The sequence below is a fragment of the Pseudomonas sp. ENNP23 genome (assembly GCF_001728945.1).
GTDB classification, from domain to species: domain Bacteria; phylum Pseudomonadota; class Gammaproteobacteria; order Pseudomonadales; family Pseudomonadaceae; genus Metapseudomonas; species Metapseudomonas otitidis.
In genome coordinates, this window is record NZ_LYSP01000005.1 from 23,872 (window position 1) to 36,606 (window position 12,735).

Sequence of the window (12,735 nt, forward strand, 5' to 3'; positions counted from 1 at the left end):
AGGATCACCTCAACGTCAAGCCTCTGGCGTCAAATAGAGAAATTCAGACTCATTATATGGATACTCGCTCTGCAACCAAGGGGACACTTCCTGCAGTTATGACGCATGTCACACAGAACCCAACCCTTGTAGGCACGCGACTGACAGCCGGTGCCGTTCTGAATATCTAGCAGAAAGCCAGCGACCGTTACCACCGCCGCTGCACCGGCGGTCCGCCGGCCTCTATAATCGCGCCATCTCGCAGCGGAGCCTCCCATGCCCAACCTGACCCTTGCCGACCTGAGCGCGGAAATCGAAGCCAACGTACGACGCGCGCTGACCGAGGACATCGGCAGCGGCGACATCACCGCCCAGCTCATCCCCGAGGAGCGCCTTGCCCATGCCACGGTGATCACCCGCGAAGCCGCTGTGATTGCTGGGACCGCGTGGGTCGACGCGGTGTTCCGCCAACTCGACCCGCGCGTGGCCGTACATTGGCAGGTAGCGGACGGTGATCGCGTCCAGCCCAACCAACCCCTCTTCCACCTGGAAGGCCCGGCGCGGGCACTGCTCAGTGGTGAGCGCAGTGCGCTGAACTTCCTCCAATGCCTCTCCGGCGTCGCCACCCGCGTCGCTCACTATGTGGATCTGGTGAAAGGCACCTCGGTGAAGCTGCTGGACACCCGCAAGACCCTGCCCGGCCTGCGCCTCGCACAGAAGTACGCCGTAACCTGCGGCGGCGGCCATAACCACCGCATCGGTCTGTACGACGCCTTCCTGATCAAGGAAAACCACATCGCCGCCTGCGGCGGAATCGCCCAGGCCATCGACGCCGCCCACCGCATTGCACCCGGCAAGCCGGTTGAAGTCGAAGTGGAAAATCTGGACGAACTGCAACAGGCACTGGATGCCGGCGCCGACATCATCATGCTGGACGAGCTGAGCCTTGATGATATGCGCACGGCCGTCACCCTCACCGCCGGCCGCGCCAAGCTGGAAGCCTCCGGCGGCATCAACGACACCACCCTGCGCACCATCGCCGAGACGGGGGTCGACTATATCTCCATCGGCACCCTGACCAAGGATGTCCGGGCGGTGGACCTGTCCATGCGGCTCAGCCTCTGAGGACCCACCGCCAGAAAGCAAAAAGCCCCGCGATTGCGGGGCTTTTTGTTGAGCTGGTGCCGGAAACAGGAATCGAACCTGCGACCTTCGCGTTACGAGTGCGCTGCTCTACCTACTGAGCTATTCCGGCGGCGGGCGCGAACATTATCACTGACACGCCGATTACAGCAATCACCCCGCCTTAGAAGGACGTAGAAGAGTAAAATCCACATCAGGAAAAGCGCGCTCTGCCTCTTCCAGCTGAGAAAGAACGTGGGTATCGATAGACGCTGAGCCGTAGAAAATACGGGCGTCGTTGATCACCCGACGTCCGTTCTCAGTATTGCCAGCGGCAACCTCCAGAATTGCCAACCTCACCAATACAGGGGCATAAGGACGATAGTCTCTAAAACGTCGAAGAACCGTTATCTCGCGCTCCAAGCTTTTAGGGGAAACTTGAAAATTTGCAACGTAGATCAGATACCCATAAGGCTCCAATAGCGGATCCGCAATCATCGAGTTCATGAAACTGTACTCCCCCACCTCAACCGGCGCTCTTTGCAAATACTGCTTGAACGACCAATAAAAGCGCTCCGCCAGTGGCACATAAATAGCGCTCACAGACAAAAACAAGAAAACCAAGATAGCCGAAAAGAATTTGCCGAGCTTAACCTCAAAACTGAAATGCTTACCCCCTACTGCGCCAGTTAATAAAAGATTCAAAACCAGAAAATGCATTATCCAGTAGGGAAACTCAAACTGGCTGTACACAAAGAAAACCAAGAGTACAGAAACTGGCAGTACGCGACGGATGTCAGCCAACCCCTCCCATACCCCCTTGGCGCACAAAGCCAAGAACGCCATCAACCACACAAGCCCTACCAGCCCTAACTCGGCTGCCATTTGAAGAATCAAATTATGGGAATGTGAAAAAAGACCACCAGGTGATGGCACCCCAAGCGCAATATGCTTTTCAAAGCCGGCACTTGCATAGTTACCTATACCCACCCCTGTAAGTGGATGATCAAGAAAAACATCCAAAGTAATATTCCACTCATCTAAACGCCCTGAACTCCCAACCCCTCGACCACCAAACTCAAAAAGCCGACCATCTACTTGAGATAGGCCACTCGCAAACCCCGAAAGAAAATCATCTACATACCCTGCAAGAGGCTGCACAATCAAAAAAGCAAACGCACTAACGGCAAGAGCCCGCACCAGTCTGTCAGACTGCAATTTCCTTCTACGAACCCACACACAGATTAAGAGCACACACCAAGCCAACAGGGCAGCACGCGAGCCCGACAACACAACACCATAAATAAATAAAAAGCCACTCAGCGCAAGCAACCACAGCCTCACCCTCCCACGGTTAAACAGCCAAGCCCCCCCACACATGCCTATCAGGCATATAAAAGCAAAAAAATTGCTATGTCCTACCAACCCAACCATCCGGCCGGTATTGACCTGCGGGACAAATGCAGCAGCACCGTCCCACAGCCAACCGTAATGACGAAAAAAGCCCCCCACCGCACACACAAGGGCCGAAGAAAAAACTATCCAGGCAAGAGCGGTCGAAGCCTGATCAGAACTCCAATCCACCTGATCAGAAATCAACAATGACAAAAAACCCAAGAACCAAAAGACGATGTAGAACGCCTTCCCAGAGAAAAATGTAGATTCATGGAAAAATGCGGAGAAGAAAAAAATACATCCCAGCACTAGCCACATTGCGGTCAAGACAGAAAAGCGAAATACCCCTCCCCTCCAAAACAACCAGGCGGAGCAACCGATTACACCAAGCGCGACCCACAACTCCTCTATGTAATTGCTAAGCGGGTAGACATGCAGGGGAATACAGAGCGCCACCGCCACGACAACCAAGGCAAGGGCAAATACCGGGAAAGCATCTCGAGTAAGCATTATTGGCCAATCACTGACATTTTTTGTCAGCCTCCTTCACTGGAGCCAGTCGTTTCTCCTTGAAAAAAGGGGGGGACGAAATCTGGCAAGGGTTTTGCTTGGATCATCCCAGCTGCTCACGCAGTCGTAAACACCATCCTTTGGAGACCCCAATGAAAGCGCAGAAAGGCTTTACCCTGATTGAACTGATGATTGTTGTGGCAATCATCGGCATCCTGGCAGCAATCGCTATCCCGGCGTACCGTAACTACATCGCTCGCTCCGAGTCGAACACTGGCCTGCAGGCCATTGCTCCGCTGAAAACCGCCGTTGAAGACGCCTACGCACGTGGACTGGCCGACGACTCCATCACTCTGGCTGCACTGGGCAGCTCCCAGACTGCCAGCCCGCTGGGGGACATCGTGGTCACCCCAGGCGCCGCTACCACCACCCTCACCTTCACCTTCAACAACCAGGCCAGCCCGCCGGTTCGCGGTGCTGTCCACACCCTGACCCGTACTAACACGGCTGGAACTTGGGAGTGCAGGAGCACCATCGATGCAGACTTCATGCCCCGCGGTTGCACCGCTCCGTAAGGCGTTCTGCACGTAAAAAGCAAGGCACCGTAGGGTGCCTTGTTTTTTTGGGGGCAGGATGAGCGATACTTCCAATCCACATGCCCCCAAATAGCAATGAAACCCAGACTGGACGTCTTTACATGAGCGACTCAATCAACCTAACGGGTCTGGCACGCCAGATCGTTATCGCCAATCTGCTTGATGAGAGAAGCGCCCAACAGGCCCAGCAACAAGCGCTGCGAAACAAGATGTCGCTGGTGACCTACATCGTTCAGAACAAGCTGGTGAAGAGTCGCCCGCTGGCGGAAATCGCTGCGGAGCAGTTTGGGGTTGCTTTTTTCGATCTGGGCGCCATCGACAAGGAGTCTCAGCCCAAGGAACTCATCAGCGAAAAGCTCATTCGCCAGCACCGAGTGCTTCCTCTCTGGCGAAGGGGAAACAAGCTGTTCATCGGTATATCTGACCCCACCAATCACCAAGCTGTAACCGACGTGCAGTTCAGCACCGGGCTGACGACCGAAGCCATTCTGGTTGAAGACGACAAGCTCGGCGAAGCCATCGATCGCTTCTTCGACTCGGCAAACAGCGGCATGGAAGACCTTGGGGACGTCGATCTCGACGGCGTGGACATCGAAAGTGTTGACGAGGACAAGGATGACAGGGGTACCGGAGCCGAAGCCGACGATGCGCCCGTGGTGCGATTCGTCAACAAGATGCTGCTGGACGCCATCAAGGGTGGGTCATCCGACCTGCACTTCGAGCCTTATGAGAAGGCTTACCGCGTCCGTTTCCGAACCGATGGTGTGCTTCACGAAGTCGCTCGACCACCGATCCAACTGGCCAGCCGCATTTCCGCACGCCTCAAGGTGATGGCGTCCCTGGATATCTCCGAGCGACGTAAACCGCAGGACGGTCGGATCAAGATGAAGATATCCAAAACCAAGGCCATCGACTTTCGTGTCAACACCCTGCCCACGCTCTGGGGCGAGAAGATCGTGATGCGAATTCTTGACCCATCCAGCGCGCAAATGGGCATCGATGCGCTGGGGTATGAGGAATCGCAGAAAGAGCTCTACCTCAATGCATTGAAGCAGCCACAAGGCATGATTCTGGTGACCGGCCCAACCGGATCCGGTAAAACCGTGTCCCTCTACACCGGCCTGAACATCCTCAACACCGTCGACATCAACATCTCGACAGCCGAAGACCCCGTTGAAATCAACCTGGAAGGTATCAACCAGGTCAACGTGAACCCCCGACAAGGCATGGATTTCTCCCAGGCACTTCGCGCATTCCTCCGCCAGGACCCCGACGTGATCATGGTGGGCGAGATTCGAGATCTGGAAACGGCGGAAATCGCAATCAAGGCCGCACAAACCGGTCACATGGTGATGTCCACCCTCCACACCAACAGCGCTGCCGAAACACTGACACGCTTGCGAAACATGGGCGTGCCCGCATTCAACATCGCCACATCGGTCAACCTGATCATCGCCCAGCGACTCGCGCGCAAGCTGTGCGGTGTATGCAAGAAGGAAGTGGAGGTCCCACGTGACACGCTGCTCAAGGAAGGGTTCTCGGAAGAGAAGATCGGTACCTTCAAGCTCTACGGCCCCGTAGGTTGCGATAGCTGTAAAGGTGGCTACAAGGGAAGGGTGGGTATTTATGAAGTGGTTAAAAACACCCCTGCCCTGCAACGCATTATCATGGAGGAAGGTAACTCCATCGATATCGCGGCTCAGATGCGTAGAGATGGCTTCAACGATCTCCGCGCTTCGGGGCTCTTGAAAGCCATGCAAGGCGTGACGAGCCTCGAAGAAGTCAACCGCGTGACCAAGGACTAACCCATGGCGGAAAAAGCTCTCAAAACCACCCTGTTCAGTTGGGAAGGTACAGACAAGAAAGGCGCCAAGGTCAAAGGGGATATGAGCAGTACCAACCCCTCTCTTGTTAAGGCTCAGCTACGCAAGCAAGGTATTAACCCAACCAGAGTAAGAAAGAAGGGCGCTTCCCTTTTTGGCAAGGGAAAGAAAATCAAGCCTCTTGATATCGCTTTGTTCACCCGCCAGATGGCTACCATGATGAAGGCGGGGGTCCCGCTGCTTCAGAGCTTCGACATCATTGGAGAGGGCCTCGACAACCAGAATATGAGAAAGCTGGTTGAAGAGGTTAAGCAGGAAGTCGCAGCGGGGAACAGCTTTGCAAACTCGCTTCGAAAGAAGCCGCTTTATTTTGACGAGCTTTACTGCAACCTCGTTGACTCAGGCGAGCAGTCCGGCGCGCTGGAAAACCTCTTGGATCGGGTAGCGACATATAAAGAAAAAACCGAATCGCTTAAGGCAAAAATCAGAAAAGCGATGACTTATCCGATTGCTGTAATTCTGGTTGCCCTGATAGTTTCCGCGATTCTGCTAATTAAGGTTGTCCCCCAATTTGAGTCTGTTTTTTCCGGCTTTGGGGCCGAGTTACCTGCTTTCACAATGATGGTAATCCACCTTTCGAATTTCCTTCAAACATGGTGGTTTGTCGTTTTACTTGGAATTTTCGGAGCCTCATTCAGTATCAGAGAACTTCATCGCCGCTCAAAAAAATTCAGAGACAATGTTGACCGGGGTGTACTGAAACTCCCCATCGTAGGCGACATTCTCTACAAATCCGCCGTCGCACGTTACGCACGTACGTTGTCCACCACTTTTGCAGCGGGCGTGCCTCTGGTAGACGCGCTCGACTCGGTCTCCGGTGCAACCGGCAACGTGGTCTTCAAAGAGGCGGTGAACAAGATCAAGCAGGACGTTTCCACCGGCATGCAGCTCAACTTCTCGATGCGGACCACCGGTGTGTTCCCAGCGATGGCCATCCAGATGACTTCGATCGGTGAAGAGTCTGGCGCGTTGGATACCATGCTCGACAAGGTCGCCTCGTTCTATGAGGAAGAAGTGGACAACGCTGTCGATAACCTGACGACGCTGATGGAGCCCCTGATCATGGCGGTTCTGGGCGTACTGGTCGGCGGCCTGATCATCGCGATGTACCTCCCCATCTTCCAGCTCGGCTCGGTAGTAGGCTAAGTGACCGTTCTCGACTTCCTGGCCGGCAACTTGCCGGCCTTTGTTTTCTGCGTATTACTCCTCGGTCTCTTGGTCGGCAGTTTCCTCAATGTGGTCATTTACCGCTTGCCGGTGATGATGTTCCGCGATTGGAAAGTCCAAGCCCGCGAGGCCCTGGAGTTGCCGCCGGAGCCGTCGGGCGAGACGTTCAACCTGGTTCTGCCGAACTCCCGCTGCCCCCATTGCCAGCACGAAATCAAGGCCTGGGAGAACATCCCGGTGGTGAGCTGGCTGGCCCTGGGCGGCAAGTGTTCGTCGTGCAAGGCCCCGATCAAGAAGCGCTACCCGCTGGTGGAACTGGCCTGCGGGCTGCTTTCCGCCTACGTCGCCTGGCACTTCGGTTTCACCTGGCAGGCGGGCGCCTTCCTGGTGCTGACCTGGGGTTTGCTGGCGATGAGCATGATCGACATCGACCACCAGCTGCTCCCCGACTCCCTGGTGCTGCCTTTGCTCTGGTTCGGGCTGATCGTCAACAGCCAAGGCCTGTTCACCGGGCTGGAAGATGCCCTCTGGGGCGCGGTGGGCGGCTATCTGAGTTTGTGGAGCGTGTACTGGGTGTTCAAGCTGGTGACCGGCAAGGAAGGCATGGGCTACGGCGACTTCAAGCTGCTGGCCATGCTCGGCGCCTGGGGTGGCTGGCAGGTGCTGCCGCTGACCATCCTGCTGTCGTCCCTGGTCGGCGCGGTACTGGGGATCATCATCCTCAAGCTGCGCGATGCCGACAGCGGTACACCCATTCCCTTCGGCCCCTACCTGGCGATTGCCGGCTGGATCGCATTGCTCTGGGGTGATCAAATAACCGGGACCTATCTGCAGTTCGCCGGTTTCAAATGACCACACCCTGGATTCTTGGCCTCACAGGCGGCATCGGCAGCGGAAAGAGTGCCGCTGCCGCTCATTTCAACGCCCTGGGCGTCCACATGGTGGATGCCGATCACGCCGCCCGCTGGGTGGTGGAGCCCGGCCGTCCTGCCCTGGCTCGCATCGCCGAACATTTCGGCGAAGGCGTCCTCCTGGCCGACGGGCAGCTCGACCGCGCCGCCCTGCGCCAGCACATCTTCCAGCACCCGGAGGAACGCCGCTGGCTGGAAAACCTGCTGCATCCGCTGATCAACCAGGAGATCGCCAGCAACCTGGCCGAGGCCAAGTCCCCCTACGCCATCCTGGTTTCCCCGCTGCTCATCGAGTCCGGGCAGCACCGCATGACCCAGCGTGTGCTGGTGGTGGACGTCCCCGAGGCCCTGCAGGTGCAACGCACCATGGCCCGCGATGGCGTCTCCGAGGAGCAGGTCCAGGCCATCCTCAAGGCCCAGGCCGACCGGGACAAGCGCCTGGCTGCCGCCCACGACGTGCTGCTGAATGACCGGGACCTGACCTGGATGCGCACCGAAGTCGAACGACTGCACGCCTTCTATCTGACACTGCGAGGAGGCCAGCCATGAGCCAACCCATGACCGTTGAATGCCCCACCTGCGGAGCCCCCGTCGAATGGGGCCCGCAAAGCCCCAACCGGCCCTTTTGCTCCCACCGCTGCAAGCTGATCGACCTGGGCGCCTGGGCTGCAGAAGAACATGCCATCCCCGGTGACAATCTCGAGGACGAACTGTTCTCCGGTGACCTCCCTGACCGTCACTGATCCCATGTGCCCTCAGGGGCGCATTAAGGCGTAATCCCGCCCATCATCCAGGTTGTCCGCCAGGAACATCAGCTCCGCTGCCAGATCCTCTTGTGAGCGCACGCCCTTGCTGCGCTCCACCACCGCACTCAGCAGCGCCCGCAAGGCCATCGACTCGTCGAAACCCTCGCCACCGCCCTGCTCCAGCACCTGCGCCAGCGCCGCACGCGCCCAATCGTGAACACCCATGGTTGCATCCTCGTTCGAAGTGACCGGGGGATCATCGGCGCGCGCCAGGTCGCACGACCTTGATCGGCGTCAATCGGCGCCGATCATCGGGGCAGTGAATCCAGCGCCATTCAGCTCTTGTCGTCGTCCTTCCAGGGCGCCTGCAGGTAGCGTGTGCGGTTGAAGGTCTCCAGCCACTCGGGGCAGAACACCACCAGCGCCGTCACCGCCGTACCGTTGATGAAGGCCTCCGGGAACATCACCAGCCACAGGTAGCCGACGAAGTCCTCCAGCCAGGGCGGCATCGGGAAGATGCCATCGATGAACAGCAGCCCCAGCCCCACCAGGGTGCAGAGCAGAGCCGCCAGCGCCGCGGGAAAGAACCCGCAGCAGAAGATGTAGACGAACAGATTGCGCGGCTGGAAGTGTTCCACCCACTTCGCACACAGCTCCGTCACCAGCACCGGCAGCAGCACCAGCAGCGCCCCGTTGATGCCCATCGCCGCAACGTCCTGGCGCCCCAGCGCCAGCAAGCCGAGCTGTGCAACGAGGCCACCCAGCACCGCCAGGGGCCAGTCCAGCAACAGCGTCACCGCCGTCATGCCGATGAAGTGGTAGGACACCCCGGAATCGAAGTCCCGCCGCACCATCCACAGCAGGAACAGCGCCAGCACCGTGCCGAACAGCAGGTGCTGGCGTCGGAAGTCGCTGAACAGCTCCAGCCACGGCGCGCGCATCACCGCCCAGGCCAGGGCCGGGACGTAGATCGCCCAGCCCAGCCCCAGGCTGGTGTCGGACAGCAGCTCGGCGGCGATCACGGCGCCGGCGGCACCGCGTCCAGCGCCGCGCGCAGCGACTCGGCGGACGCGAAGGCCTTCTGCCCCTGCAGCACGCCGTCACGCAGGGTCAGCACCAGCACCTGGCCCTCCGGGGCCTCATAACGCGGCGCCACGCGGGACTCGCGGTCCAGCAGCACGCGGTAGTTGTAGTCCTGCATCGCCGGCACGGCGAACAGCCTGGAAATCACCGACGGCATGCGGCTGATGTCCGCCACGAATACAGCATGGCGCTGTTCGAGGAAGTCCTTCGGCTTGCCGTCCAGAGCCGCCTTCACCAGCTTTGCCCCATCCATGTCGCGCGCCACCAGCAGCAACCCCAGCCGGTCGTCCAGGCTGTAGGGCTTCTCGTACTGGTCCAGCAGGGTCCAGGGCGCCAGGCGCTCACCCTGTTCCAGCGCCTGCGCACCACCAGCCAGCAGAGCCAGCAGCAGCGCCAAAGAGAGCCGTTTCATCGTGTCACTCCGTTCGTGGAAAAAACCGCGATGTCCCCGCGCCGGGACCAGTCCGCCCGGGCGGACCAGAACGCCAGCGCCTCGGGCGCGTCCCGCAGGACGAATACATGGGATTTGCCGATGCCCTCGGCCGCCAGCCGCTGCAGCACCGCGTCCAGCAACCGCCGCGCCAGGCCCTGCCCACGCAGCGGCACATCCACCACCAGGTGTTGCAGGTAACCACGCCGGCCGTCATGCCCGGCCATCAGCGAGGCCACCACCTGGCCCTCCCGCTCCACCAGCAGGCTGAGCCCCGGGTTTCGCGCCAGGTAGGCGCAGAACGGTGCGTAGGCATCATCCTCGCGCAGGCTCAGACCGGGCGTACGCTGCCAGAGGGCGATCAGCTGTGCGTGGTCATCAGGGGTGACTGGGCGAAGGTGCATGGCGGGCATCCGGCAAACGCAGCAGAGTCTATACCAAGGCGCCGGCTGCCACATCGCCACGCAATGCCACACCCTGCGGCGGCTTGCAGCCGACCGCCCTCGCCCCCTACTCTCCGGCCATGGACGAATCCGACTACCTGCGCCTGCTCACCCGCCAGGCCGAACAGGCCAATGAATTCCTCTCCAACGCGCGCAAGTGGGAGCGCGAACGCTGGGTCTGCCAGCGCCTGCTGCAGGCACTCAACCAGCCCTACCGGTTGGAAGACTTCAGCACCGGCGCCGAGCCCCCCGACGTGGAGTTCCGCGATGCCAACTTCGAGGTCTTCTTCGTGCTCGACGAAGGTCGCCGCCTCAACGACGAATGGCGCGCCGAGCTGGAGCGCCGCCGCAGCGCATCGTCCCTCAGCCAACTGCTGCGCCGGGAGACGCGCCCCAAGCGCATCGCCATGAAGGAGCTGCAGGCGACGCTGGCGCCCACGCTGCGCAAGAAGGCCCACAACTACCGCGAGCGCGGCCTGGACCTGGCCGAGCTCGACCTGCTCGCCTTCGTCAGCCTCAAGCGCGTGCGCCCCGATTTCAACAGCCCGTTCCCGCCGCCGACCGAATTCCTCCTGCAGGGCTGGCGCTCGCTGTCCGTAGTGGGCCCCACCTACGCCCGCGTGCTCTTCGCCCAACCGGGTGCCCCGGAGTTCCTCCGCGCCAACCTCGGGCGGACCGTGCTCTTCGACCTTGGCGTCGGCCTGTGACCGCTCACGCAAACGCGCATTGAGCGCCGCCGGAAGGCACGTCTAGAATGCACGCCATGTTTCTCCGTCGAGGCACGCCATGCCCAGCCGCCTGACACCCGACGACCAGCAGAAGGTCGAGCAGTACCTGAGCCTCCCCCAGCACCAGGTCGAACGCCAGCCGTTCAAGCCCTGGCGGCTCCTGCTCATCCTGCTGGTTCTGGTCATCGGCCTGGGCCTGCTCAGCCGCCTCCTCGCGCGCCTCGTCCTGTGAGCCGCGCCAAGCGCCACGAAGGCGCCTACGAAAAGAATTCTTATAGCCTTGTGAGAAATCCCCATGACCCATCGCATCGTGATCGTCGGCGGCGGCGCCGGCGGCCTGGAGCTTGCCACCCGCCTGGGTAGAACCCTCGGCAAACGCGGCCAGGCGAAGATCATCCTGGCCGACGCCAACCTCACCCACATCTGGAAACCGCTGCTGCACGAAGTCGCGGCGGGCTCGCTCAACTCCACCGAGAACGAGCTGAACTACGTCGCCCAGGCCAAATGGAACCACTTCGAGTTCCAGCTCGGCCGCATGAGCGGGCTGGACCGCAGCCGCAAGGCCATCCAACTGGCCGCCACCCTCGACGAGGAAGGCCGCGAACTGGTGCCTGCCCGCGAGGTGGCCTACGACACCCTGGTGATCGCCGTCGGCAGCACCACCAACGACTTCGGCACCGAGGGCGCCGCCCGCCACTGCATCTTCCTCGACACCCGCGAACAGGCCGAGCGCTTCCACCGGCAGATGCTCAGCCACTACCTGCGCGCCCACGCCCGCGACGGTGACGACGACCAGATCAGCGTCGCCATCGTCGGCGCCGGTGCCACCGGCGTCGAACTGGCCGCCGAACTGCACCACGCCGCCCACGAACTGGCGGCCTACGGCCTGGACAGCATCCAGCCGGAGAACATGCGCATCACCCTGATCGAAGCCGGCCCGCGGGTACTGCCGGCCCTGCCCGAGCGCATCAGCGCCCCGGTGCACCGCACCCTGGAAGGGCTCGGCGTGCGCGTCATGACCGGAGCCGCCGTCAAGGAAGTCACCGCCGACGGCCTGCTCACCGCCCAGGGCGAGAAGATCCCCGCCAGCCTCAAGGTCTGGGCCGCCGGCATCCGCGCCCCGGCCTTCCTCAAGGACCTCGACGGCCTGGAAAGCAACCGCATCAACCAACTGGTGGTGACCCCCACCCTGCAGACCACCCGGGATGCCGACATCTTCGCCTTCGGCGACTGCGCCGCCTGCCCCCTGGGTGACGGCAGCGAGCGCAACGTCCCGCCCCGTGCCCAGGCTGCACACCAGCAGGCCTCCCTGCTGGTGAAATCGCTCAAGGCGCGGATCGCCGGCCAGCACACCCTGCCCGAGTACCGCTACCAGGACTACGGCTCGCTGATCTCCCTTTCCAGCTTCAGCGCCGTCGGCAACCTGATGGGCAACCTCATGGGCAGCGTGAAGCTGGAAGGCTGGCTGGCGCGGATGTTCTACATCTCCCTCTACCGCATGCACCAGATGGCCCTGTACGGCGCCTTCCGCACCTTCCTGCTGATGCTCAGCGACCGCATCGGCCGTAGCACCGACCCCCGCCTCAAGCTGCACTAGAAAGAAGCCCGCCGGGCGCTCTAGGCCCGGCCATCCGGCCCGCAAATTCAAGCGCAAGAAACGGAGTGCCAACGCCCCACTGTCCCCCGATAGTGGGCGCGTCGGCCCGTGCGCCCCGCGCAACGGCCACCCGGGGCCCAGGCAT

15 protein-coding genes and 1 tRNA gene are annotated in these 12,735 nt (G+C 60.6%); 10 read left to right on the top strand and 6 right to left on the bottom strand.

Annotated elements, in window-relative coordinates:
• Positions 1 to 255 precede the first annotated feature (255 nt).
• Complete coding sequence (nadC, locus tag A9G05_RS04365; protein WP_069559812.1) at positions 256 to 1,104, top strand: carboxylating nicotinate-nucleotide diphosphorylase; 849 nt, start codon at positions 256 to 258, stop codon at positions 1,102 to 1,104.
• 54 nt (positions 1,105 to 1,158) lie between these two features.
• Here the strand turns inward: nadC and A9G05_RS04370 are convergent.
• Positions 1,159 to 1,234, bottom strand: a tRNA-Thr gene (locus A9G05_RS04370).
• A gap of 41 nt (positions 1,235 to 1,275) precedes the next feature.
• Positions 1,276 to 3,006, bottom strand: a complete 1,731-nt coding sequence (locus A9G05_RS26380; protein WP_083272493.1) for a PglL family O-oligosaccharyltransferase — start codon at positions 3,004 to 3,006, stop codon at positions 1,276 to 1,278.
• 152 nt (positions 3,007 to 3,158) lie between these two features.
• Between A9G05_RS26380 and A9G05_RS04380 the strand changes: the two genes are divergently transcribed.
• From A9G05_RS04380 to yacG, 6 genes are all read left to right on the top strand, one after another.
• Entirely contained in the window at positions 3,159 to 3,581 is a 423-nt protein-coding gene (locus A9G05_RS04380; RefSeq protein ID WP_069559814.1) for a pilin, read from the top strand.
• Positions 3,582 to 3,703: 122 nt separating this feature from the next.
• On the top strand, positions 3,704 to 5,407 hold the full coding sequence (gene pilB / locus A9G05_RS04385; protein ID WP_069559815.1) for a type IV-A pilus assembly ATPase PilB: 1,704 nt from the start codon (positions 3,704 to 3,706) through the stop codon (positions 5,405 to 5,407).
• Between the two features lie 3 nt (positions 5,408 to 5,410).
• Complete coding sequence (locus tag A9G05_RS04390; RefSeq protein WP_069559816.1) at positions 5,411 to 6,631, top strand: type II secretion system F family protein; 1,221 nt, start codon at positions 5,411 to 5,413, stop codon at positions 6,629 to 6,631.
• Complete coding sequence (locus tag A9G05_RS04395; protein ID WP_069559817.1) at positions 6,632 to 7,504, top strand: A24 family peptidase; 873 nt, start codon at positions 6,632 to 6,634, stop codon at positions 7,502 to 7,504.
• Positions 7,501 to 8,112 (top strand): dephospho-CoA kinase, encoded by a 612-nt coding sequence (coaE, locus tag A9G05_RS04400; RefSeq protein WP_069559818.1) that lies wholly within the window; start codon positions 7,501 to 7,503, stop codon positions 8,110 to 8,112. Before A9G05_RS04395 ends, coaE begins: the two co-directional genes overlap by 4 nt.
• Positions 8,109 to 8,306, top strand: a complete 198-nt coding sequence (gene yacG / locus A9G05_RS04405; protein ID WP_044406857.1) for a DNA gyrase inhibitor YacG — start codon at positions 8,109 to 8,111, stop codon at positions 8,304 to 8,306. Before coaE ends, yacG begins: the two co-directional genes overlap by 4 nt.
• A gap of 12 nt (positions 8,307 to 8,318) precedes the next feature.
• Here the strand turns inward: yacG and A9G05_RS04410 are convergent, their stop codons facing one another.
• The 4 genes from A9G05_RS04410 to A9G05_RS04425 all read right to left on the bottom strand — a co-directional run bounded on the left by A9G05_RS04410 (position 8,319) and on the right by A9G05_RS04425 (position 10,226).
• Positions 8,319 to 8,534, bottom strand: coding sequence for a hypothetical protein (locus A9G05_RS04410; RefSeq protein WP_069559819.1), 216 nt, complete (start codon positions 8,532 to 8,534; stop codon positions 8,319 to 8,321).
• Positions 8,535 to 8,644: 110 nt separating this feature from the next.
• Entirely contained in the window at positions 8,645 to 9,331 is a 687-nt protein-coding gene (locus tag A9G05_RS04415) for an energy-coupling factor ABC transporter permease (RefSeq protein WP_044406853.1), read from the bottom strand.
• Positions 9,328 to 9,804 carry an FAD/FMN-containing dehydrogenase gene (locus A9G05_RS04420; RefSeq protein ID WP_069559820.1) on the bottom strand — a complete coding sequence of 159 codons (477 nt, stop codon included), beginning with the start codon at positions 9,802 to 9,804 and terminating at the stop codon, positions 9,328 to 9,330. Before A9G05_RS04420 ends, A9G05_RS04415 begins: the two co-directional genes overlap by 4 nt.
• Positions 9,801 to 10,226, bottom strand: a complete 426-nt coding sequence (locus A9G05_RS04425; RefSeq protein ID WP_069559821.1) for a GNAT family N-acetyltransferase — start codon at positions 10,224 to 10,226, stop codon at positions 9,801 to 9,803. Before A9G05_RS04425 ends, A9G05_RS04420 begins: the two co-directional genes overlap by 4 nt.
• A 119-nt stretch (positions 10,227 to 10,345) precedes the next feature.
• Between A9G05_RS04425 and A9G05_RS04430 the strand changes: the two genes are divergently transcribed.
• The 3 genes from A9G05_RS04430 to A9G05_RS04440 all read left to right on the top strand — a co-directional run bounded on the left by A9G05_RS04430 (position 10,346) and on the right by A9G05_RS04440 (position 12,590).
• Positions 10,346 to 10,972 (top strand): DUF1780 domain-containing protein, encoded by a 627-nt coding sequence (locus tag A9G05_RS04430; protein WP_069559822.1) that lies wholly within the window; start codon positions 10,346 to 10,348, stop codon positions 10,970 to 10,972.
• Positions 10,973 to 11,051: 79 nt separating this feature from the next.
• A complete protein-coding gene (locus A9G05_RS04435; RefSeq protein WP_069559823.1) occupies positions 11,052 to 11,225 on the top strand; it encodes a DUF3094 family protein in 174 nt (57 codons plus the stop codon).
• 63 nt (positions 11,226 to 11,288) lie between these two features.
• Positions 11,289 to 12,590, top strand: a complete 1,302-nt coding sequence (locus A9G05_RS04440; RefSeq protein ID WP_044406844.1) for an NAD(P)/FAD-dependent oxidoreductase — start codon at positions 11,289 to 11,291, stop codon at positions 12,588 to 12,590.
• Positions 12,591 to 12,735 lie beyond the last annotated feature (145 nt).

Bases quoted from the DNA above. Each gene is read 5' to 3' on its own strand.
- nadC (WP_069559812.1), top strand. From the start codon at position 256: ATGCCCAACCTGACCCTTGCCGACCTGAGCGCGGAAATCGAAGCCAAC.
- A9G05_RS26380 (WP_083272493.1), bottom strand. From the start codon at position 3,006: ATGCTTACTCGAGATGCTTTCCCGGTATTTGCCCTTGCCTTGGTTGTC.
- A9G05_RS04380 (WP_069559814.1), top strand. From the start codon at position 3,159: ATGAAAGCGCAGAAAGGCTTTACCCTGATTGAACTGATGATTGTTGTG.
- pilB (WP_069559815.1), top strand. From the start codon at position 3,704: ATGAGCGACTCAATCAACCTAACGGGTCTGGCACGCCAGATCGTTATC.
- A9G05_RS04390 (WP_069559816.1), top strand. From the start codon at position 5,411: ATGGCGGAAAAAGCTCTCAAAACCACCCTGTTCAGTTGGGAAGGTACA.
- coaE (WP_069559818.1), top strand. From the start codon at position 7,501: ATGACCACACCCTGGATTCTTGGCCTCACAGGCGGCATCGGCAGCGGA.
- yacG (WP_044406857.1), top strand. From the start codon at position 8,109: ATGAGCCAACCCATGACCGTTGAATGCCCCACCTGCGGAGCCCCCGTC.
- A9G05_RS04410 (WP_069559819.1), bottom strand. From the start codon at position 8,534: ATGGGTGTTCACGATTGGGCGCGTGCGGCGCTGGCGCAGGTGCTGGAG.
- A9G05_RS04420 (WP_069559820.1), bottom strand. From the start codon at position 9,804: ATGAAACGGCTCTCTTTGGCGCTGCTGCTGGCTCTGCTGGCTGGTGGT.
- A9G05_RS04425 (WP_069559821.1), bottom strand. From the start codon at position 10,226: ATGCACCTTCGCCCAGTCACCCCTGATGACCACGCACAGCTGATCGCC.
- A9G05_RS04430 (WP_069559822.1), top strand. From the start codon at position 10,346: ATGGACGAATCCGACTACCTGCGCCTGCTCACCCGCCAGGCCGAACAG.
- A9G05_RS04435 (WP_069559823.1), top strand. From the start codon at position 11,052: ATGCCCAGCCGCCTGACACCCGACGACCAGCAGAAGGTCGAGCAGTAC.
- A9G05_RS04440 (WP_044406844.1), top strand. From the start codon at position 11,289: ATGACCCATCGCATCGTGATCGTCGGCGGCGGCGCCGGCGGCCTGGAG.